The sequence below is a fragment of the Herbaspirillum sp. genome (assembly GCF_035644555.1).
Classification (GTDB): domain Bacteria; phylum Pseudomonadota; class Gammaproteobacteria; order Burkholderiales; family Burkholderiaceae_D; genus Herbaspirillum.
In genome coordinates, this window is sequence record NZ_DASQOH010000046.1 from 18613 (window position 1) to 37347 (window position 18735).

An 18735-nucleotide genomic window follows, 5' to 3' on the forward strand; every position below is an offset into this window, starting at 1 on the left:
CAGCATCCAGGAATGGCATGATGCAACTCACGCAAGCAATGGTGCAGAAAACGTCAGCCGCTGGTGCAAACAAGGAGACCCTGAACCCACAGGATAAGAATCGTCAGTGCGGCCTGCACCAAAAGCAGATACGCTGGCGAAAAGCTTAGAAAATACAGACCGTCGTGGCAGATCGGTGGACACACACCGACAGCACGGGACAACGGCAAACTATCTGGAGACACGCTCATCGGAGCGGCAGGAGGAGCCCTCATGCAGGCTCACGCCAAGCGGCGCAAATGCGCGCCGCTGCTGCGTTTTTTGCAATCACGATCTCTGCTTTCCGCGCTTTTCGGAAGGCAGCACACCCCTATGGTTCCAGGCTTTTCCGCCGGTTTGTGGCGGTGGCTTCTTCACGTCTGCGCAATCCATCGATGTCCATCATTTCCTAAGTTTCATGGGAGCGATGGGCATGGAAATTGCGTTGATGGGCAGTAATGCAGTGTTGCGCATTTCCATGGATGTCATCTGTCTGTCATCTGTCAATCGTTAGCTTCGAGGGAGAAACAAGCATGATCAGCCGTCGCAATTTCCTGAAACTGTCCGCCCTGGCCGCACCCGGCGCACTGACCTACCACGATGTGTTTGCCCAGGCCGAGAGCATCGCCTTCGGCTGTCCTGTGCCGATGTCGGGCCCCTTCGCGGCCAACGGCAAGTTCGCCGACATGGGCATGAAGCTGGCCCTGCAGAAGTACGGCAAGGTGCTGGGCAAGAACACCAGCTATACCAACCTCGACACCGAAGGCAAGCCGGCCACGGCCGTACGCAAGATGCAGGAAACCATCGAGAAGGGCACCCGCTTCTTCGCCGGCGGCATCCTCTCCGGCGAGGCGCTGGCCATGGGCAAGGAAGCCGACAAGGCCGGTGCGGTCTTCATCACCACCGCCGGTGCCGACGAGATCACCGGCAGCGACTGCAATCGCTCCACCTTCCGCTGGTCGGTGCCGACCTTCGGTGCCATCGAACAGACCGTGCGTCCGCTGCTGGAAAAACTGCCCAACGCCAAGCGCTGGTACACCATCACGCCGCAGTACGTATTCGGCGAAGGCCTGCTGTCGGCGGCCAAGAACATCTTCAAGGAAAAGGGCATCGAACACGTCGGCAACAGCTACCACTCGCTGACCGAGAAGGAGTTCTCCGGCTATCTGACCAATGCCATGGCCGCCAAGCCGGACGTGCTGCTGCTGCTGAACTTCGGCTCGCAGTCCTCGGACACGCTGCGCCAGGCCGTCAGCTTCGGCATGAAGAACAACTGCACCATCCTCATGGCCTGGGCCTCGGGGCTGGAACAGTTCGAGACCCTGGGCGCGGACATCTGCGACGGCGTCTACTTCGGCGCGCAATACTGGCATGCCATCGATTCGCCCTTCAACAAGGAATTCGTCAAGCTGGTCAACGACAACCTGAAGATCGATCCGAACTACAGCCTGGCCGGTTCCTACATCTGTACCAAGATCATCCTGGACGCCATCATCAAGGCCAACAGCACCGACCCCAAGGCCGTCATCGCGGCCATGGAAGGCATGAAGTACGAGGGCCTGACCGGCACCGAGGAAATCCGCAAGGGCGACCACCAGGTGATCAAGAACTACTACCTGCTCAAGGGCAAGGCCAAGTCCAAGATGGCCAACAAGAACGACTATGCGGATATCGTCTCCTCCGGCAAGTCCTTCCTGCCGCTGGAAAAGACGCAGTGCAAGCTGTGATTGAGCGGTGTGGCTGTGCCGACGTCTGGCACTCCCCTACCCGTTCGGACTGAGTAGCCGCGCCAGCGGCGTATCGAAGGCGCGACGCCCGGCCAACCAGGACGTAGCGCCTTCGATACGACCCTGCGGGTCTACTCGGTCCGAACGGTGAGCGAGGCATTACCGAACTTCCTTGTTCCCTCACGAGGTTCCATGAACATCTATCTGCTGCAGATCGCCAATGGCGTAGGCATCGGCATGCTCTACTTCCTGCTGGCGGTGGGCCTGTCGATCGTCTTCGGCCTGCTGCGCTTCGTCAATTTCTCGCATGGCGCCTTCTTCCTGCTGGGCGCCTACCTGTGCTTCCAGGTCACCGACCTGGGGCTGAACTTCTGGTGGTCGCTGCTGCTGGCGCCGCTGGCCGTGGGCCTGTTCGCCTGGGTGGTGGAGCGCTTCGTGCTGCGCCACGTGTATGCCCTGCCGCATCATTTCCACATCCTCTTCACGGTCGGCATGGCCCTGGTGATCCAGGAAGCGGTGATCTCCGTCTGGGGGCCGCTGGGCAACAATGTCTCGCCGCCCGACGTGCTGCAGGGGGTGGTGATGTGGAGCGGTTTTGTCTATCCCAAGTACCGGCTCTTTGTCATCGGCCTGACCGCCGTGATGGCGCTGCTGCTGTGGTGGGTGCTGGAAGGTACGCGCCTGGGGTCGATCGTGCGCGCCGGTTCGGAATCGACCGAGATGGTGTCGCTGCTGGGCCTGAACATCAACCGCATCTTCAGCCTGGTGTTTGCGCTGGGGGCGGCCACCGCTGGTCTGGCGGGCGCACTGGCGGCGCCGATCCGGGGTGCCGATCCCTTCATGGGGGTGGAGGCGCTGGGGATTGCCTTCGTGGTGGTGGTGGTCGGCGGGCTGGGCAGCTTCTGGGGGGCGCTGATCGGCGGCATCCTGGTGGGCATCGTGCAGAGCGTGATGAGCACGGTCTGGTCCGAGGGCGCACACCTGATGATCTATGTCGCCATGGCGGCCGTCATGCTGCTGCGTCCGAATGGCCTGCTGGGCCGGCCGGGCGCGGCCTGAGCTTTTCTGCACGGGAGTTTCCATGAAACAGATTGCGCATTTCCGTTACACCCTGCTGGCCGCCGCCGTGGTGCTGCTGCTGCCGCTGCTGCTCAGTTCAGGCACGCTGGCCACCGAAGTGCTGGTGTTCGCGCTGGCCGCGCTGGGCTGCAACCTGCTGCTGGGCTATACCGGACTGATGTCCTTCGGCCAGGGCATCTTCTTCGGCGTGGGCAGCTATACGGCCGGTGTGGTGCTGCTGCAGCTGAAGCTGGCGCTGCTGCCCTCGCTGGCGCTGGCCGCACTGGGCGGCGCGCTGGTGGCCTTGCTGGTGGGCTGGTTCTCGATCCGCCAGCGCGGCACCTACTTCGTGATGCTGACGCTGGCCTTCGCCCAGATGTTCTACTTCCTGGCCTATACGCTGAAGGACGTCACCGGCGGTGACAACGGCCTGCTGGATATCCCGCGTCCGCCGCTGGCGCTGTTCGGCCTGACGCTGCTGCCGACTACCTCGTCGTGGCAGTACTACACGGTGGTGGCCATCCTGTTCGTGCTGGTGTTCTGGCTGCTGCAGCGGGTGGTCGATTCGGTGCTGGGCAAGACCTTGCTGGCGGTGCGCGAGAACGAGGCGCGTGCCTCGGCGCTGGGCTATGACGTACGGCTGCTGAAGCTGGCTGCCTTCGTCATCTCGGGTGCGGTCACGGGGCTGGCCGGTGGCTTGCACGCGATGATGACCGGGGTGGCGCCGCTGTCCAACATCGAGTACCACACCAGCGAGGCGATTCTGGTGATGACCGTCATCGGCGGCACCGGCAACCTGTTCGCCTCGCTGCTGGGTGCCAGCTTCTACGTGCTGGTGGGCAACTGGCTCTCCAGCCTGTGGCCGCGCTGGCTGATGCTGCTGGGTCTGCTGCTCATCGCAGTGAGCCTGTACATGCAGAAGGGCCTGTTCGGCCTGGCGGTGAAGATCATCGATGCCGTGCGCGGCAACAAGGAGCGTGCCGTGACCGCGAGCCAGGAGAAGCACCCATGAGCCGCCCCATCCTGCAAGCGGTCAACGTGACCAAGCGCTACGGCAAGTTCACCGCCGTCAACGGTATCACGCTCGATATCGAAGGCGGCACCGTGCATTCGGTGATCGGCCCCAATGGCGCGGGCAAGACCACGCTGTTCCATACCCTGACCGGGACCACGCCCATCACCGAAGGCAGCATCCTGGTGGAGGGCGAGGAAGTGTCACACCTGCCGGGCAACCGGCGCGTGCAGAAGGGACTGGCGCGCTCGTTCCAGGTGACCAGCCTGTTCCCCAACCTGAGCGTGCGCGAAAACCTGCGGCTGGCAGCACAAGGTCGCGCTCCATTGGCCGCACTCAATCCCTGGAAGCGGGCCGAGCAGTTCGAAGCGGCCTGCGCGCTGGCCGATACGCTGCTGACGCGCCTGTCGTTGCAGGCGGTGGCCGAACGCGCCTGCGCCGAACTGTCGCACGGCCAGCAGCGCCGGCTGGAAGTGGGCATGGCCATGGCCGGGCGACCCAAGGTGATCTTCCTGGATGAGCCGACCTCGGGCATGGGCATCGACGACATCGCCGAGATGAAGCAGTTGATCCACGGCCTGCGCCACGACTATACGGTGGTGCTGATCGAACACAACATGGACATCGTGATGGACATTTCCGACCGCATCACCGTGATGCAGCTGGGCCAGATCCTGGCGCAGGGCAAGCCGGCCGAGATCCGCAACGACGAACGGGTGCGCCTTGCCTACCTGGGCAGCATGATCACCGGAGGCAAGGCATGATCCTGCAAGTACAAGACGTTCACGGCTACTATGGCAAGAGCCACATCCTGCAGGGCATCTCGCTGGAGGTCGATGCCGGCGAGGTGGTGACGCTGCTGGGGCGCAATGGCGCCGGCAAGACCACCACCTTGAAGAGCATCGTCGGCGTGGTGCCACCGGCGCAGGGACAGATCCTGTTCGAGGGCCAGCGCATCAGTGGCCTGCCTTCGTACAAGATCGCCGCGCGCGGGGTATGCCTGGTGCCGGAGCATCGCGGTATCTTCAAGCTGCTGACCGTGGAAGAGAACCTGACCATGGCCGCGCGCAAGGAGTCGGCCTGGGGGCTGGAAGAAATCTATACCATCTTCCCGCGCCTGAAGGAGCGCCGCAGAAACGGCGGCGGCCAGCTCTCCGGTGGCGAGCAGCAGATGCTGGCCATCGCGCGGGCGCTGATGACGCATCCCCGCGTGCTGATGCTGGACGAGCCGGTGGAAGGCCTGGCGCCGGTGATCGTGGACGAGATCGTGGCGCAGATCAGGGAGATCAAGGCCACCGGGATGTCCATCATCCTGGTGGAGCAGAATCTGGAAGTCTGTACGCAACTGGCAGACCGCCATTACATCGTCGAACAGGGACGCATCGTCTATAGCGGCAGCAACGATGCCTTCCTGGCCGACAACCGGGTCAAGGACCGTTATCTGGGCGTCAATCTGGCGGCATGAATGACGATGGAGCGTCCTTCGATACGCCGCTGCGCGGCTACTCAGGTCAAACGGGGTGGGGATGGCTTTACGCACGCGTGGTGGCGTCCCCTCCTCCCGTTCGGCCTGAGTAGGCCGAAGGCCGTATCGAAGGATTGCCTGTGGCAAAACCAAACAAGGAATCGACAATGGACATGAAAACACAAGCCCCCACCCTGCGCGTCGATGGCGCGCGACTGTGGGATTCACTGATGGAGCTGGCCAGGATCGGCGGTACGCCAAAGGGGGGCGTGTGCCGCCTGGCGCTGACCGACCTGGACAAGCAGGGCCGCGACCTGGTCACCTCCTGGGCGCGTGCCGAGGGCATGAGCGTGGTGGTGGACCAGATCGGCAACATCTTCATGCGCCGGCCCGGCCGCAACAATGCCCTGCCACCGGTGATGACCGGTTCGCACATCGATACCCAGCCGACCGGTGGCAAGTTCGACGGCAACTATGGCGTGCTCTCGGGCATCGAGGTGATCCGCACGCTGAACCAGCATGGCATCCAGACCGAGGCTCCCATCGAGGTGGCGGTCTGGACCAACGAGGAAGGTTCGCGCTTCGTGCCGGTGATGATGGGCTCGGGCGTCTTCTGCGGTGCCTTCACGCTGGAACATGCCTACAACGCCACCGATATCGATGGCAAGAAGGTGCGCGATGAACTGGAGCGCATCGGCTACATCGGCGACCAGGTCTGCGGCGACCATCCCATCGGCGCCTACTACGAGGCCCACATCGAACAGGGGCCGGTGCTGGAAAATGCCGACACCGTCATCGGCGTGGTGCCGGCGGTGCTGGGGCTGTCCTGGTACGACTGCACGGTGACCGGCTTCGAATCGCACGCCGGTCCGACACCGATGGAAATCCGCAAGGATGCGTTGCAGGTGTCTACCTACATCATGCAGGAGGTGGTGGCCATCGCCCATCGCTACGCGCCGTATGGCCGGGGCACGGTAGGCCAGGTACAGGTGATGCCCAACAGCCGCAACGTGATCCCGGGGCAGGTGAAGTTTTCCATCGACCTGCGCAACGTGAGCGACGAAACGCTCAACCGCATGCATGAAGACCTGGTGGCCTACCTGGAGGCGATGCGCCAGAAGACCGGGCTGTCCATCGAGCTGGAGCGGGTGTCCTACTTCCCGCCCTGCCCCTTCCATCCGGATTGCGTGGACAACGTGCGCGCCGCTTCGGCCGCGCTGGGCTACAAGACCATGGATGTGGTTTCCGGCGCCGGCCACGACGCCATCTACGCGGCGCGCCTGGCGCCGGCCGGGATGATCTTCGTGCCGTGCAAGGACGGCGTGTCCCACAACGAGATCGAGGACGCCCGCCCCGAGCACCTCGAAGCCGGCTGCAACGTGCTGCTGCAGGCCATGCTGGCCAGTGCCGGCGTGGTCAGGGATTGATGCAGGAAAGTGATCATGAAACCGAAAATCGTCATTGCACGCATGAATCACGAGACCAATACCTTCTCGCCGATTCCTACTCCCCTGGACGCCTTCGCCCCGCAATGGGACGAGGCGGCCTACCGTGACCAGAAAGGGGCGCGCACGGCCATGGGCGCCTTCCTCGATATCGCCGAGGGATTGGGCGCGGAGATCGTCACGCCGCTGGCAGCCTGGGCCAATCCCAGCGCCGCCGTGGCGGCCGATGCCTATACCGTGATGTGCGACGGCATCGTGCGGGTCATCGAGGCCGGCTGCGATGCCATCCTGCTGGACCTGCATGGCGCCATGGTGGCGGAGAACGCCGATGATGGCGAAGGCGTACTGCTGGAACGCATCCGCCGCATCGCCCCGCATACGCCACTAGGGGTGGCGCTGGACCTGCACGGCAATGTCACGCCCAGAATGGTGGCCAATGCCGACGTGATCGTCAGCTTCAAGACCTATCCGCACGTCGATATGTACGAGACCGGCGAGCATGCCGGTCGCCTGCTGGTGGCCCTGCTGCAGCAGAAATCCCGCCCGCGCCTGGGCTGGCGCCAGGTGCCGGTGCTGTCGGCCACGCTGACCAGCAATACCTCGGCCTCGGCCATGCAGCGCGCGGTGGAGGCGGCCAAGCAGGCCGAGCAGCGGCCGGGCGTGCTGGCGGTCTCGGTGCTGGCGGGCTTCCCACTGTCGGACTTCCATGATGCCGGCATGTCGGTGGTGGTGGTGACCGAGAACGATGCCGCACTGGCTGATGCCGTGGCCGACGAGATCGGCCGCCAGATCTGGGCCGAGCGCGATGACTTCGTCTATGACAGCCTGCCGCTGGCGCAATCGCTAGCGCAGGCCCGGCAGCTCGCCGAAGCTGCCGGCAGCGGTCCCGTGCTGTTGCTGGACCATAGCGACAACGTCATGTCCGGTGGCACCTGCAACACCATGGACGTACTGGAAGCGGCGCTGGCGGCCGGCCTGGACGGCATTGCCGTCGGTCCCATCAGCGACCCCGAGGCGGTGGCGCAACTGGTTGCTGCCGGCGTCGGCGCGCAGCTCACGCTGGCGGTGGGCAACAAGGTGGCACTGAGCGCCCAGGGCATCACCAAGGTTCCGCCGGTCTATACCGGCAAGGTGCTAGCCATCAGCGATGGCCGCTTTACCGTCACCGGACCGATCTATACCGGCTCGACGCTGCAGATGGGACGTAGCGTGCTCCTCGATATCGGTACGGCGCGCATCGTCGTCACCGAGGAACGGGTGGAGCCCTACGACCTGGGCGTATTCACCAGCCTGGGGCTGGACCCGGCACAACAGGCCTTCCTGATCCTGAAGTCGCGCATGTATTGCCGCCCGGTATTCGTACCGATCAGCCGCGCGCTGGTGGAATGCGATTCCGACAGCGGCGGGCCGACCAGTGCCAATTTCAGGCTGTTCCCCATCAAGAAGATACGGCGTCCCATCTATCCACTGGACGCACAGATGGACTGGTAGTCCTCTCATCACTCCTCTGAGCATGCAGGCAGCCAGGCAGGCTGCCTGCCATGCTGCAATGGCATCTCGCAACAGTCCCCCAAAAGTACATGGTGCAATCGTCGCCCCCCGTGGTAGGCTGACCTGCTCTGCCCCTGGATCCTGATGACCGGGTGCGCAGACAGGGAAATCGTTTATATCTTTATTGCATCTCCGCAGCGGCGCTCACGACGACAACTATTCACCAACGCCAGGCCGTTGCGGCAACCTTGGGAGGACGACATGAAGAACCTCAAGATCGGCGTGCGCCTGAGCATCGGTTTCATTTCCTTGCTGATGCTCATGGCAGTGATGGTGGGGCTGGGGGTATGGCGCCTGGGCAGCATCGGCGACGCCTCCGATGACATGACCCGCGTGGCCCTGGCCAAGGAGCGCGACTCCGTGCAATGGCATGCCGCCATCAAGGAAAACGGGGTGCGCACCCTGGCGGTGATGAAGTCCGATGACGATGCCTTCCAGGCTTACTTCCAGAAACAGATCGATGCCCAGTCGGCCCAGATCAGCCAGCTGCAGAAGCGGGTCGAGGCAGCCATCGTGGACCCCGAGGAAAAACGGCTGTTCGACGAAGTGGGCAGGCTGCGGGCCGCCTATCGCGCCACGCGACAAAAGATCTTCGACATCAAGACCGCCGGTGATGATGCCGGGGCGCGCGTGATGACCGATACCACGCTCATCAAGATGATGGATGACTACGCCGACGGCGTGCTGCGCTATGCCGAATTCCAGAAGAAGGCCATCGACGCGGCGGCCGCGGAGATCCATCACAACTACCGCGCCGGACGCAGCATGTTGCTGGTACTGGGGGCCATCGAGATCGCGCTGGGGGCGCTGCTGGCCTGGGTGCTGACGCTGAGCATCACGCGACCGCTGACGCAGGCCATCGCGGTGGCCGAGACGGTGGCCGCGGGTGACCTTACCTCGCGCATCGACAGCAGCAGCCGCGACGAGACCGGCAAGCTGCTTGCCGCCCTCAAGCGCATGAACGGCAACCTGCGCGACATCGTGGCACGCGTACGCAGCGGGACCGATACCATCACCACCGCCTCGACCCAGATCGCCACCGGCAACCTCGACCTGTCGGCGCGTACCGAGCAGCAGGCCGGCTCGCTGGAAGAAACCGCCTCGGCCATGGAACAGCTGACCTCCACCGTCAAGCAGAATGCCGACAATGCGCGCCAGGCCAACGCGCTGGCCGCGCAGGCCTCGCAGGTCGCCAGCCGGGGGGGTGCGGTGGTGGATCAGGTGGTGCAGACCATGGGGGCGATCCATGCCTCGTCGCAAAAGATTGCCGACATCATCGGCGTGATCGACGGCATCGCCTTCCAGACCAATATCCTGGCGCTCAATGCGGCGGTGGAAGCAGCCCGGGCCGGTGAACAGGGGCGCGGCTTTGCGGTGGTGGCCTCGGAGGTGCGTTCGCTGGCGCAGCGCGCGGCAGCGGCGGCCAAGGAAATCAAGGTGCTCATCGACGAGTCGGTGCAGAAGGTCGACGATGGCAGCCGCCTGGTGGAACAGGCCGGCGGCACCATGCAGGAAGTGGTACAGAGCGTGGTGCGGGTGAGCGAGATCGTGCGCGAGATCACCCTGGCCAGCCAGGAGCAGAGCGACGGCATCGAACAGGTGAACCTGGCCATCACCCATATCGACGAGGCCACGCAGCAGAACGCGGCGCTGGTGGAAGAAGCCGCCGCGGCGGCGCGCTCCATGCAGGACCAGGCGAGCGCGCTGACGCAGGCGGTCAGCGTGTTCCGCCTGGACGCGACGGCACTGGTGGTGATCGATCAGCGCGGGACGTTGCCCTCGACCGTGGTGCGATAGAGCGTGCGACGCAGGTGCTGCGGGGTGATCGCGGCGTAGTGCTGGGTGCTGCGGTTGTCCCAGAACACCAGGTCATGCGCCTGCCAGTGGTGGGTGTAGACGTTGGCCGGGCGGGTGATGTGGGCGTGCAGTTCCTTCAGGAGGGCATCGCTTTCGTCACGCGGGATGCCGACGATGTGCGAGGTGAAGCCTTCGCTGACGAAGAGGATCTTGCGCCCGCTCTCGGGGTGGGTGATCACCACCGGATGCTCCACCGGCGGCACTTCGTCGATCTGCTGTTGCGTCAGCGGTGCGCGCCACGGCGAAAGCTTGCGCAGGCGCTCGTAGCGATAGACGTAGGAGTGCACGGCGCGCTTGCCGTCGAGCAGGGTCTTCAGTGCGGCAGGCAGGCTGTCCCAGGCGGCGGCGGTGTTGGCGTAGAGCGTGTCGCCCTGCTCGGCCGGCAGTTCCTGCGAATGCAGCAGGGCGCCCAGGCTGGGACGGGGCATATAGGAAAGGTCGGAATGCCAGTCGGCGCCGGCGTCGACTAAGCCGATGGGCTTGCCGTCCTCGACCACGTTGGAGACGATCAGGATTTCCGGATGGCCGGCCAGGTGGAAACGGTTCAGCACATGCACCTGCAGCGGGCCGAAGCGGCGGCTGAAGTCGATGTGCTGCTCCGGCGTGATGCGCTGGTCGCGGAACACCACCACCCCGTGTTGCACCAGGGCGCTGCGGATGCGCGCCAGTTCCGGGGCTGAGACCGGCAGGTTCAGGTCGAGACCGAGGATTTCCGCGCCCAGCGGGGCGTCGAAGGGACGGATCTCGAATTGCTGTTGGGTCTGCTGCGTGCGTTCCGGTGTGGCGACCGACATGGGGGCTCCTCTTGCGCTCTGGCCTGACGATCCCGGACGCGGCTGCCCGGGCAGGAAAGTCCTTATTACACCCTCCGGGGCATAGACCCAGCAAGGAAGAAGAATTCATATCCTTATGCGCCGAGCGAGATACGGCATGCCGCTACAATAGCCCGCATGAAACAACGCCCGCCCTTTCCTTCACATTTGCCTGAATCTGCCCCGCAAAAGACGCACAGACTGCCGCCGCGCGCCGATGTCGCCGGATTGAGCGTCGAGGAAATGGCGGCGCGCAAGCAGGCGCGTGACCAGCGCGATGCGCAGATACGCGGCGTGGCCTCGGTGGCCGGGATGCGCCAGGCCATCCGCGAGGCCAGTGCCGTGCTGCCAGCGGTACAGGCGATCCCGCGCATCGGGCCGCAGAAGACGGCGGCTTTCCGCGAGCGCGCCCGCGCCGGCCTGCCCTTCATCATGACCGGCATGACCAGCCGCTGGCCGCTGGCGGCGATGGACATGGATACACTACGCCAGCATTTCGGCACCCTGCCGGTACGGGCCAGGGTGGGGGACTACATCAACACCGCCTTCGCGCCGGACCGGGCCATGCAGGACATGACGCTGGTCGACTATCTGGAGCAGGCCTTGCGGGACGAGAGCGGACTTCCGCCCTATCTCGGCAACCTGGAACTGCGTGAACTGAATGCACTGTGCCACTGGCCCAATGTCTTCGAGAAGATGGGCCCGCCGCGCTTCTGGATCGGCCCGGCCGGCTGCATCACGCCGCTGCATTGCGACTATGACGACAATGTCTTTGCCCAGCTGTGGGGCCGCAAGCGGGTCTGGCTGGCGCCGCCGCATCATGACCGGTATCTGTATCCGAAGGAGGCCAACGCCATCCTGTTCGGCTCGCCCTTCGATCCCGATCATCCGGACCTGGAGCGCTTTCCGCTGGCGCGCCAGGCGGCGCTGGTGTGCTGCGAAGTGCAGCCGGGGGAGATGCTCTACATTCCGGCCGGCTGGTACCACCAGGTCAGCTCACTGACGTTTTCGCTGTCCAGCAATCGCTGGGCACGGGGCCGGCCGCTGGTGTTGTCGGGCGCATGAAAAAACCCCACGCCTGTTGCCAGGAGTGGGGTTCGTTCATGGGCAGCGCAGTGCTGAAGGATCAGCCTGCCAGCTTCTTGCGCAGCAATTCGGTCAGCTGCGCCGGGTTGGCCTTGCCACGGGTGGCCTTCATGGCCTGGCCGATCAGGGCGTTGATGGCCTGCTCCTTGCCGGCGCGGAATTCGGCGACCGACTTTTCATTGGCGGCCAGCACCTGGTCCACGATGGCTTCCAGCGCGCCGCTGTCGGAAATCTGCTTCAGGCCCTTGGCCTCGATGATGTCGTCTGCCAGACTGTCCTTGTCGGACTTGGCTTCCCACATGCCGGCGAAGACTTCCTTGGCGATCTTGTTGGAGATGGTGCCGTCGGCGATGCGCTTCAACAGCAGGGCCAGTTGCGCGGCCTTGACGGGAGCATCGGCGATGTCGGTATCTTCGCGGTTCAGGGTCGAGGCAACGTCGCCCATGAGCCAGTTGGCGGCCGGCTTGGACTGATCCTTGCCGGCGGCGGCGACCACGGCTTCGAAGTAGGAAGCCATGCCCTTGGACTGGGTCAGCACCATGGCATCGTATTCGGGCAGGGCGTACTCGGCCACGAAACGCTCGCGCATGGCGGCAGGCAGCTCCGGCATGGTGGTCTTGACGCGGTCGATCCACTCCTGCGAGATGGCCAGCGGCGGCAGGTCGGGGTCGGGGAAGTAGCGGTAGTCCTGCGCGTCTTCCTTGCTGCGCATGGAGCGGGTTTCCTTCTTGTCCGGGTCGTAGAGGCGGGTTTCCTGGACCACGGTGCCGCCGTCTTCGATCAGCTCGATCTGGCGACGCACTTCGTAGTTGATGGCCTCTTCCAGGAAGCGGAAGGAGTTCAGGTTCTTGATCTCGCAGCGGGTACCGAATTCCTTCTGGCCGACCGGACGCACGGAGACGTTGGCGTCGCAGCGGAAGGAGCCTTCCTGCATGTTGCCGTCGCAGATGCCCAGCCACACCACCAGCGAGTGCAGCGCCTTGGCGTAGCCAACGGCTTCAGCGGCGCTGCGCATTTCGGGTTCGGTGACGATTTCCAGCAGCGGCGTGCCGGCGCGGTTCAGGTCGATGCCGGTCATGCCCTGGTAGTCCTCGTGCAGGGACTTGCCGGCGTCTTCTTCCAGGTGGGCGCGGGTCAGGTTGATGGTCTTGATCTCGGTCTTGCCGTCCTTCTCGACGGCAAACGACATGGTGCCACCCTGGACCACGGGGATTTCGAACTGGCTGATCTGGTAGCCCTTGGGCAGGTCAGGGTAGAAGTAATTCTTGCGCGCGAACACCGAGCGCGGCGCGATGGTGGCGCCGATGGCCAGGCCGAACTGGATGGCGCGTTCCACCGCGCCCTTGTTCAATACCGGCAGTACGCCCGGCAAGGCCAGGTCCACCGGGCTGGCCTGGGTATTGGGCTCGGCGCCGAAGCGGGTCGAGCTGCCGCTGAAGATCTTGGATTGGGTCGAAAGCTGCGTGTGCGTTTCGAGGCCGATGACGACTTCCCACTGCATGATGTTGTCCTTGCGAATGCTGTTGTTGGTGACGGACGCTGGTGGCTGGCCTCAGGCCGGCTCGCGCAGGTGCCAGTCGGTGGCCTGCTGGAACTGGTGCGCCACGTTCAAGAGGCGCGCCTCGTCGAAGTAGTTGCCGATGATCTGCAGGCCGACCGGGCGTTTGCCGTTCTTTTCACCCTGACCGAAGCCGCAGGGAATCGACATGCCCGGCAGGCCGGCCAGGCTGGTGGATAGCGTGAAGATGTCGGCCAGGTAGTTGGCCACCGGGTCGTCGGTCTTGTCGCCGAGGTCCCAGGCGACGGTGGGCGAGACCGGGCCCATGATGACGTCGCACTGGCGGTTCTCGCCGGCCAGGGCGCGCTGGAAGTCTTCGGCGATCAGGCGGCGGATCTTCTGGGCCTGCAGGTAGTAGGCGTCGTAATAGCCATGCGAGAGCACGTAGGAGCCCACCAGGATGCGGCGCTTGACCTCTTCGCCGAAGCCTTCGGCGCGCGACTTCTTGTACATGTCGGCCAGGTCCTTGTAGTCGGCGGCACGGTGGCCGTAGCGCACGCCGTCGAAACGCGACAGGTTGGACGAGGCCTCGGCCGGGGCGATCACGTAATACACGGGGATCGACAGTTCGGTCTTGGGCAGGGAGATATCGACCAGGGTGGCACCGAGCTTTTCGAATTCGGCCAGCGCGCCGCGTACGGCCGCTTCCACGTCGGCAGCCAGGCCGGCGCCGAAGAATTCCTTGGGCACGCCGATGCGCAAGCCTTGCAGGCTCTGGTTCAGCGAGCGGGTGAAGTCTTCCTTGGGGCGCTGCAGGCTGGTGGAATCACGCTCGTCGAAGCCGGTCATGGCGTTCAACAGCAGGCCGCAATCCTCGGCGGTCTTGGCGATCGGGCCGCCCTGGTCCAGCGAGGAGGCGAAGGCGATCATGCCGTAGCGCGAGACGCTGCCATAGGTCGGCTTGATGCCGGTGACGCCGCACAGCGAGGCCGGCTGGCGGATCGAGCCGCCGGTGTCGGTGGCGGTGGCCGCCGGCGCCAGGCGCGCGGCCACGGCGGCGGCCGAGCCGCCCGAGGAGCCGCCGGGGATGGCGGTCTTGTCCCAGGGGTTCTTCACCGGACCGTAGAAGGAGTTCTCGTTGCTGGAGCCCATGGCGAACTCGTCGCAGTTGAGCTTGCCCAGGGTGACGGTGCCGGCGGCGTTGAACTGTTCCACCACGGTTGCGTCGAAGGGGCTCACGTAGTCCTGCAGCATGCGCGAACCGGCCGTGGTGCGCCAGTTGCGGGTCACGAAGATATCCTTGTGGGCGATCGGGATGCCGGTCAGGGGGCCGGCCTCATTGCCCGCCAGGCGGGCATCGGCGGCCTGCGCCTGGGCCAGCGTGAGGGCGCGGTCCACATGCAGGAAGGCGTTCAGGTCGCTGGCCTCGATGCGGTCCAGGAACAGGGTCGCCAGTTCGGTGGCGGAAATCTTGCGCGCTTGCAGTTGCGCGGACAGTTCTTTGAGGGTGAGCTTGTACATGGAATTGGTTACGCTGCGGTCTTGCGGGCCGGCTGGGCCGGGAACGGTCAGGTTCGGACAGGTTAAGCCCGGTTTATTCGATTACCTTGGGTACCAGGTACAGGCCATCCTGGGTGGCCGGCGCCGGCTGCTGGTAGTCCTCGCGGCGATTGGACTCGGTGACAGCGTCCTCGCGCAGGCGCAGTGCCAGCATCGGTTCGATGGCGGCAATCGGGTGCGACAGCGGCTCCACGCCGGAGGTATCGATGGCTTTCATCTGCTCCACCAGGGCAAAGATGCCATTGAGCTTTTCCAGCGTTTCACCGGCCTGGGCGTCGGTCAGCTCCAGTCGGGACAGGTTGGCGATGCGTTTGACGTCGGAAAGGGCAAGTGACATGGTCGAAAGGACGCGCCGGGCGCGCCGCAGGATGTTGAAATGGGAAGACCCGTAGCCGGTCAGGCCGGAAGCTGTTTCCGGGGCCTCGGTGCCGTCGGCAAATGGGCTTGCGCGGCGCCCCGGCCGGGTCGTGGCTGTATCGCGTGAAAAACGGCAAACCCGCGCCAGATGGCGGTCGGAAGGTCTCGCGATGCGGATATTTTTGGCAGGCCGGCTTGCTGGTTTCTCTGGAATTATAAGGTAGAATGTCGGATTAATGCCTTGCTGGCGCCTGATTTTCGCGTCGCCGCAGCATGAACGGACACCTCCCCCTATCAAAAAGCTAGGCGCCCCGTGCCGGGCGCATCAGGACAACTCATGTTTGGATTTCTCCGCAGTTACTTTTCCAACGATCTGGCGATCGACCTCGGCACCGCGAACACGCTGATCTACGCGCGCGGCCATGGCATCGTGCTGGACGAGCCTTCGGTCGTGGCGATCCGCCAGCAAGGCGGCCCCAACGGCAAGAAGACCATCCAGGCAGTCGGCAAGGAAGCAAAGCAGATGCTGGGCAAGGTGCCCGGCAACATCGAGGCGATCCGCCCGATGAAGGACGGCGTGATCGCCGATTTCACCGTCACCGAGCAGATGTTGAAGCAGTTCATCCGCATGGTGCACGACTCCAAGCTGTTCCGCCCCTCCCCCCGCATCATCATCTGCGTACCCTGCGGTTCGACCCAGGTGGAACGCCGCGCCATCCGTGAATCGGCGCTGGGCGCCGGTGCTTCCCAGGTGTACCTGATCGAGGAACCGATGGCCGCGGCCATCGGCTCGGGCCTGCCGGTCTCGGATGCCACCGGTTCGATGGTGGTGGACATCGGCGGCGGTACCACGGAAGTGGGCATCATCTCGCTGGGCGGCATGGTCTACAAGGGTTCGGTGCGTGTGGGTGGCGACAAGTTCGACGAAGCCATCGTCAACTACATCCGCCGCAACTACGGCATGCTGATCGGCGAACAGACCGCCGAAGCGATCAAGAAGGAAATCGGCTCGGCCTTCCCGGGTTCGGAAGTCAAGGAAATGGAAGTCAAGGGCCGCAACCTGTCCGAAGGTATCCCGCGCTCCTTCACCATCTCCAGCAATGAAATCCTGGAAGCCCTGACCGATCCGCTGAACAACATCGTTTCGGCCGTGAAGAACGCGCTGGAACAGACCCCGCCGGAACTGGGCGCCGACATCGCCGAAAAGGGCATGATGCTCACCGGCGGCGGCGCGCTGCTGCGCGACCTGGATCGCCTGCTGATGGAAGAAACCGGCCTGCCGGTGATCGTCGCCGAAGACCCGCTGACCTGCGTGGTGCGCGGCTCGGGCATGGCGCTGGACCGTATGGACAAGCTGGGTTCGATCTTCTCGGCCGAGTAATCCGGCATGACCCACGGCCGGCCCGGCAGCTTCAGGCCCGGCCGGCCACTGGCAGTATCAGCAAGAACCGGCGGCGATGTACCGCCGGATGAGCGGGGAACCGATACGTTCGATATGACGCAGTCCAGACCGACTTGTCACGCCTTGCGCACCCCATGTGCGCATCCGGGGCAGGCACGGCTGGCGCTGGGTCGGGTGAACGCCTCGGCTCCCCTTTTTGTTATCGTTTTCGACGCAGGAAGTGAGTTCTCCGCCTGCAGACGGCCGCGCCACGCGGCCCTGCCGGCGGCCTGACGCCATGGAAATCCCACCACTCTTCAAGCAGGGCGCCTCGGCCCGGGTGCGCGTGACCGTCTTCGCATTGCTGTCGGTCGTGATGCTGGTGGTCGACGCCCGCATGCACGTACTGGGTACGCTGCGCCAGGCGCTGGGCACCGCGCTCTATCCGTTCCAGACGGTGGCCATGATCCCGCGCGATGCCATCACCAATTCGAGCGACTATTTTTCCTCGATGGCCTCGCTGCAGCGGGAAAACCACGAGCTGCGCCAGCAACAGATCGTCAATGCCCAACTGATGCAGCAGGAGCGCCTGCTGGCGGCGGAAAATGCCCAGTTGCGCAAGCTCCTGGACATGCAGCAGAAGGTGCCGGTCAAGTCCATCGTCGGCGAGATCCTGTACGACGCCCGTGACCCGTTTACCCGCAAGATCATCCTCAACCGTGGTTCACAGCAGGGCGTGACGGCGGGCCAGCCGGTGATCGACGAGGTCGGTATCGTGGGCCAGGTGACGCGGGTGTTCCCGTTCACCTCGGAGGTCACGCTGCTGACCGACAAGGATCAGGCCATCCCGGTCCAGGTCCTGCGCAACGGCCTGCGCAGCGTGGCCTACGGCCGTGGCCAGACCGGCGCGCTGGACCTGCGCTTCATGCCGGCCAATGCCGATATCCAGAAGGGTGACGTGCTGGTGACCTCGGGCATCGATGGCGTCTATCCGCCGGGCCTGTCGGTGGCCAGCGTGGCGCTGGTGGAGACGCGCTCGGCCGATTCCTTCGCCCGCATCGTCTGCCGCCCCCTGGCCGGCATTGACCGCCATCGCCAGCTGCTGATCCTGCTGGTGGAACAGAACCTGCCGCCGCGCCCGGAGCCGGACGTGATCGACGAAAAGTCGGCCAAGCTCTTCAAGCGCCGCCTGCGTGACAGCACCCGCGACAACAGCGCCGAGGAAGCCGGCACCCCGGCCAAGGACAAACCGGCCGAAGAACGCAAGGGCGGCGCCAACGTGACAGCGCCGGCCAAGCCGGCCGCTGCAGCCACGGCTGCCACACCTGCTGCTGCGCCCGCAGCCACCCCGAGCGCCAAGCCGGCCGCCAAGGAATCCGCACGATGAACAACCAATACATCCTCCTGCCGGCCAGTCCGCTGTTCATCGCGTTCAGCCTGATCGTAGCCTTCGTGCTCAACCTCATGCCCTGGGGCCAGATGGTCGGCGTACCCGACTTCGTGGCGCTGGCGCTGGTGTTCTGGAACATCCACCAGCCGCGCAAGGTGGGCATCAGCGTGGCCTTCCTGATGGGCCTGCTGATGGACGTCAACGAGGCCACCCTGCTGGGCGAGAACGCGCTGGCCTATACCCTGCTGTCCTACTTCGCCATCATGATCCACCGCCGGGTGCTGTGGTTCCCGCTGCGCACGCAGGCGCTGCACGTGCTGCCGCTGATGCTGCTGGCACAGGCGGTGCAGCTGGTGATCCAGCTGCTGGTGACGGGCAAGTCGCCGGACTGGTTCTATTTCAGCGAGAGCCTGGTGTCGGCGCTGCTGTGGCCGGTGGTCAGCCTGCTGCTGCTGGCGCCGCAGCGCCGCGCCGTGAATCGCGACGAGAATCGCCCCATCTGAGGGGCCAGGTGCAA

16 protein-coding genes are annotated in these 18735 nt (G+C 64.6%); 12 read left to right on the forward strand and 4 right to left on the reverse strand.

Translation table 11 applies throughout. The features are described 5' to 3' along the window. Positions 1–551 precede the first annotated feature (551 nt). From VE092_RS12180 to VE092_RS12215, 8 genes are all read left to right on the forward strand, one after another. Positions 552–1745 carry an ABC transporter substrate-binding protein gene (locus VE092_RS12180; RefSeq protein WP_324877079.1) on the forward strand — a complete coding sequence of 398 codons (1194 nt, stop codon included), beginning with the start codon at positions 552–554 and terminating at the stop codon, positions 1743–1745. Between the two features lie 192 nt (positions 1746–1937). Beyond that, complete coding sequence (locus VE092_RS12185; protein WP_006461126.1) at positions 1938–2804, forward strand: branched-chain amino acid ABC transporter permease; 867 nt, start codon at positions 1938–1940, stop codon at positions 2802–2804. 22 nt (positions 2805–2826) lie between these two features. Further along, positions 2827–3816, forward strand: coding sequence for a branched-chain amino acid ABC transporter permease (locus tag VE092_RS12190; protein WP_324877083.1), 990 nt, complete (start codon positions 2827–2829; stop codon positions 3814–3816). Next, complete coding sequence (locus VE092_RS12195) at positions 3813–4580, forward strand: ABC transporter ATP-binding protein (RefSeq protein WP_006461124.1); 768 nt, start codon at positions 3813–3815, stop codon at positions 4578–4580. Before VE092_RS12190 ends, VE092_RS12195 begins: the two co-directional genes overlap by 4 nt. Then, positions 4577–5281 (forward strand): ABC transporter ATP-binding protein, encoded by a 705-nt coding sequence (locus tag VE092_RS12200; protein WP_324877086.1) that lies wholly within the window; start codon positions 4577–4579, stop codon positions 5279–5281. The genes VE092_RS12195 and VE092_RS12200 overlap by 4 nt, the downstream gene beginning before the upstream one ends. Positions 5282–5448: 167 nt before the next feature. Beyond that, entirely contained in the window at positions 5449–6708 is a 1260-nt protein-coding gene (locus VE092_RS12205) for a Zn-dependent hydrolase (RefSeq protein WP_324877088.1), read from the forward strand. A 15-nt stretch (positions 6709–6723) separates the two neighbouring features. Next, on the forward strand, positions 6724–8217 hold the full coding sequence (locus tag VE092_RS12210; RefSeq protein ID WP_324877090.1) for a M81 family metallopeptidase: 1494 nt from the start codon (positions 6724–6726) through the stop codon (positions 8215–8217). 261 nt (positions 8218–8478) lie between these two features. Next, positions 8479–10074: a methyl-accepting chemotaxis protein gene (locus VE092_RS12215; RefSeq protein ID WP_324877092.1), complete on the forward strand. Its 1596-nt coding sequence runs from the start codon at positions 8479–8481 to the stop codon at positions 10072–10074. Here VE092_RS12215 and VE092_RS12220 read toward each other — a convergent pair. After that, positions 10038–10928, reverse strand: coding sequence for a TauD/TfdA dioxygenase family protein (locus VE092_RS12220; RefSeq protein WP_077234842.1), 891 nt, complete (start codon positions 10926–10928; stop codon positions 10038–10040). The two genes, VE092_RS12215 and VE092_RS12220, sit on opposite strands and share 37 nt — an antisense overlap. 156 nt (positions 10929–11084) lie before the next feature. On the opposite strand from VE092_RS12220, the gene VE092_RS12225 reads away from it, so the two are divergent. After that, entirely contained in the window at positions 11085–12011 is a 927-nt protein-coding gene (locus VE092_RS12225; RefSeq protein WP_324877095.1) for a cupin-like domain-containing protein, read from the forward strand. A 61-nt stretch (positions 12012–12072) separates the two neighbouring features. On the opposite strand, the gene gatB is transcribed toward VE092_RS12225, so the two are convergent. The 3 genes from gatB to gatC all read right to left on the reverse strand — a co-directional run bounded on the left by gatB (position 12073) and on the right by gatC (position 15427). Continuing rightward, entirely contained in the window at positions 12073–13533 is a 1461-nt protein-coding gene (gatB, locus tag VE092_RS12230; RefSeq protein ID WP_324877097.1) for an Asp-tRNA(Asn)/Glu-tRNA(Gln) amidotransferase subunit GatB, read from the reverse strand. Positions 13534–13584: 51 nt separating this feature from the next. Next, positions 13585–15051 (reverse strand): Asp-tRNA(Asn)/Glu-tRNA(Gln) amidotransferase subunit GatA, encoded by a 1467-nt coding sequence (gatA, locus tag VE092_RS12235; RefSeq protein WP_324877099.1) that lies wholly within the window; start codon positions 15049–15051, stop codon positions 13585–13587. Positions 15052–15124: 73 nt separating this feature from the next. Beyond that, entirely contained in the window at positions 15125–15427 is a 303-nt protein-coding gene (gene gatC / locus VE092_RS12240) for an Asp-tRNA(Asn)/Glu-tRNA(Gln) amidotransferase subunit GatC (protein WP_324877101.1), read from the reverse strand. A 357-nt stretch (positions 15428–15784) separates the two neighbouring features. Here gatC and VE092_RS12245 point away from each other — a divergent pair, with 357 nt between their 5' ends. From VE092_RS12245 to mreD, 3 genes are all read left to right on the forward strand, one after another. After that, entirely contained in the window at positions 15785–16828 is a 1044-nt protein-coding gene (locus VE092_RS12245; RefSeq protein ID WP_006465688.1) for a rod shape-determining protein, read from the forward strand. 298 nt (positions 16829–17126) lie between these two features. After that, on the forward strand, positions 17127–18215 hold the full coding sequence (gene mreC / locus VE092_RS12250) for a rod shape-determining protein MreC (RefSeq protein WP_324877104.1): 1089 nt from the start codon (positions 17127–17129) through the stop codon (positions 18213–18215). Then, positions 18212–18721, forward strand: a complete 510-nt coding sequence (gene mreD / locus VE092_RS12255; protein ID WP_077234836.1) for a rod shape-determining protein MreD — start codon at positions 18212–18214, stop codon at positions 18719–18721. Before mreC ends, mreD begins: the two co-directional genes overlap by 4 nt. The last annotated feature ends 14 nt before the right edge of the window (positions 18722–18735 follow it).

Bases quoted from the DNA above. Each gene is read 5' to 3' on its own strand.
- VE092_RS12180 (WP_324877079.1), top strand. From the start codon at position 552: ATGATCAGCCGTCGCAATTTCCTGAAACTGTCCGCCCTGGCCGCACCC.
- VE092_RS12185 (WP_006461126.1), top strand. From the start codon at position 1,938: ATGAACATCTATCTGCTGCAGATCGCCAATGGCGTAGGCATCGGCATG.
- VE092_RS12190 (WP_324877083.1), top strand. From the start codon at position 2,827: ATGAAACAGATTGCGCATTTCCGTTACACCCTGCTGGCCGCCGCCGTG.
- VE092_RS12195 (WP_006461124.1), top strand. From the start codon at position 3,813: ATGAGCCGCCCCATCCTGCAAGCGGTCAACGTGACCAAGCGCTACGGC.
- VE092_RS12200 (WP_324877086.1), top strand. From the start codon at position 4,577: ATGATCCTGCAAGTACAAGACGTTCACGGCTACTATGGCAAGAGCCAC.
- VE092_RS12205 (WP_324877088.1), top strand. From the start codon at position 5,449: ATGGACATGAAAACACAAGCCCCCACCCTGCGCGTCGATGGCGCGCGA.
- VE092_RS12210 (WP_324877090.1), top strand. From the start codon at position 6,724: ATGAAACCGAAAATCGTCATTGCACGCATGAATCACGAGACCAATACC.
- VE092_RS12215 (WP_324877092.1), top strand. From the start codon at position 8,479: ATGAAGAACCTCAAGATCGGCGTGCGCCTGAGCATCGGTTTCATTTCC.
- VE092_RS12220 (WP_077234842.1), bottom strand. From the start codon at position 10,928: ATGTCGGTCGCCACACCGGAACGCACGCAGCAGACCCAACAGCAATTC.
- VE092_RS12225 (WP_324877095.1), top strand. From the start codon at position 11,085: ATGAAACAACGCCCGCCCTTTCCTTCACATTTGCCTGAATCTGCCCCG.
- gatB (WP_324877097.1), bottom strand. From the start codon at position 13,533: ATGCAGTGGGAAGTCGTCATCGGCCTCGAAACGCACACGCAGCTTTCG.
- gatA (WP_324877099.1), bottom strand. From the start codon at position 15,051: ATGTACAAGCTCACCCTCAAAGAACTGTCCGCGCAACTGCAAGCGCGC.
- gatC (WP_324877101.1), bottom strand. From the start codon at position 15,427: ATGTCACTTGCCCTTTCCGACGTCAAACGCATCGCCAACCTGTCCCGA.
- VE092_RS12245 (WP_006465688.1), top strand. From the start codon at position 15,785: ATGTTTGGATTTCTCCGCAGTTACTTTTCCAACGATCTGGCGATCGAC.
- mreC (WP_324877104.1), top strand. From the start codon at position 17,127: ATGGAAATCCCACCACTCTTCAAGCAGGGCGCCTCGGCCCGGGTGCGC.
- mreD (WP_077234836.1), top strand. From the start codon at position 18,212: ATGAACAACCAATACATCCTCCTGCCGGCCAGTCCGCTGTTCATCGCG.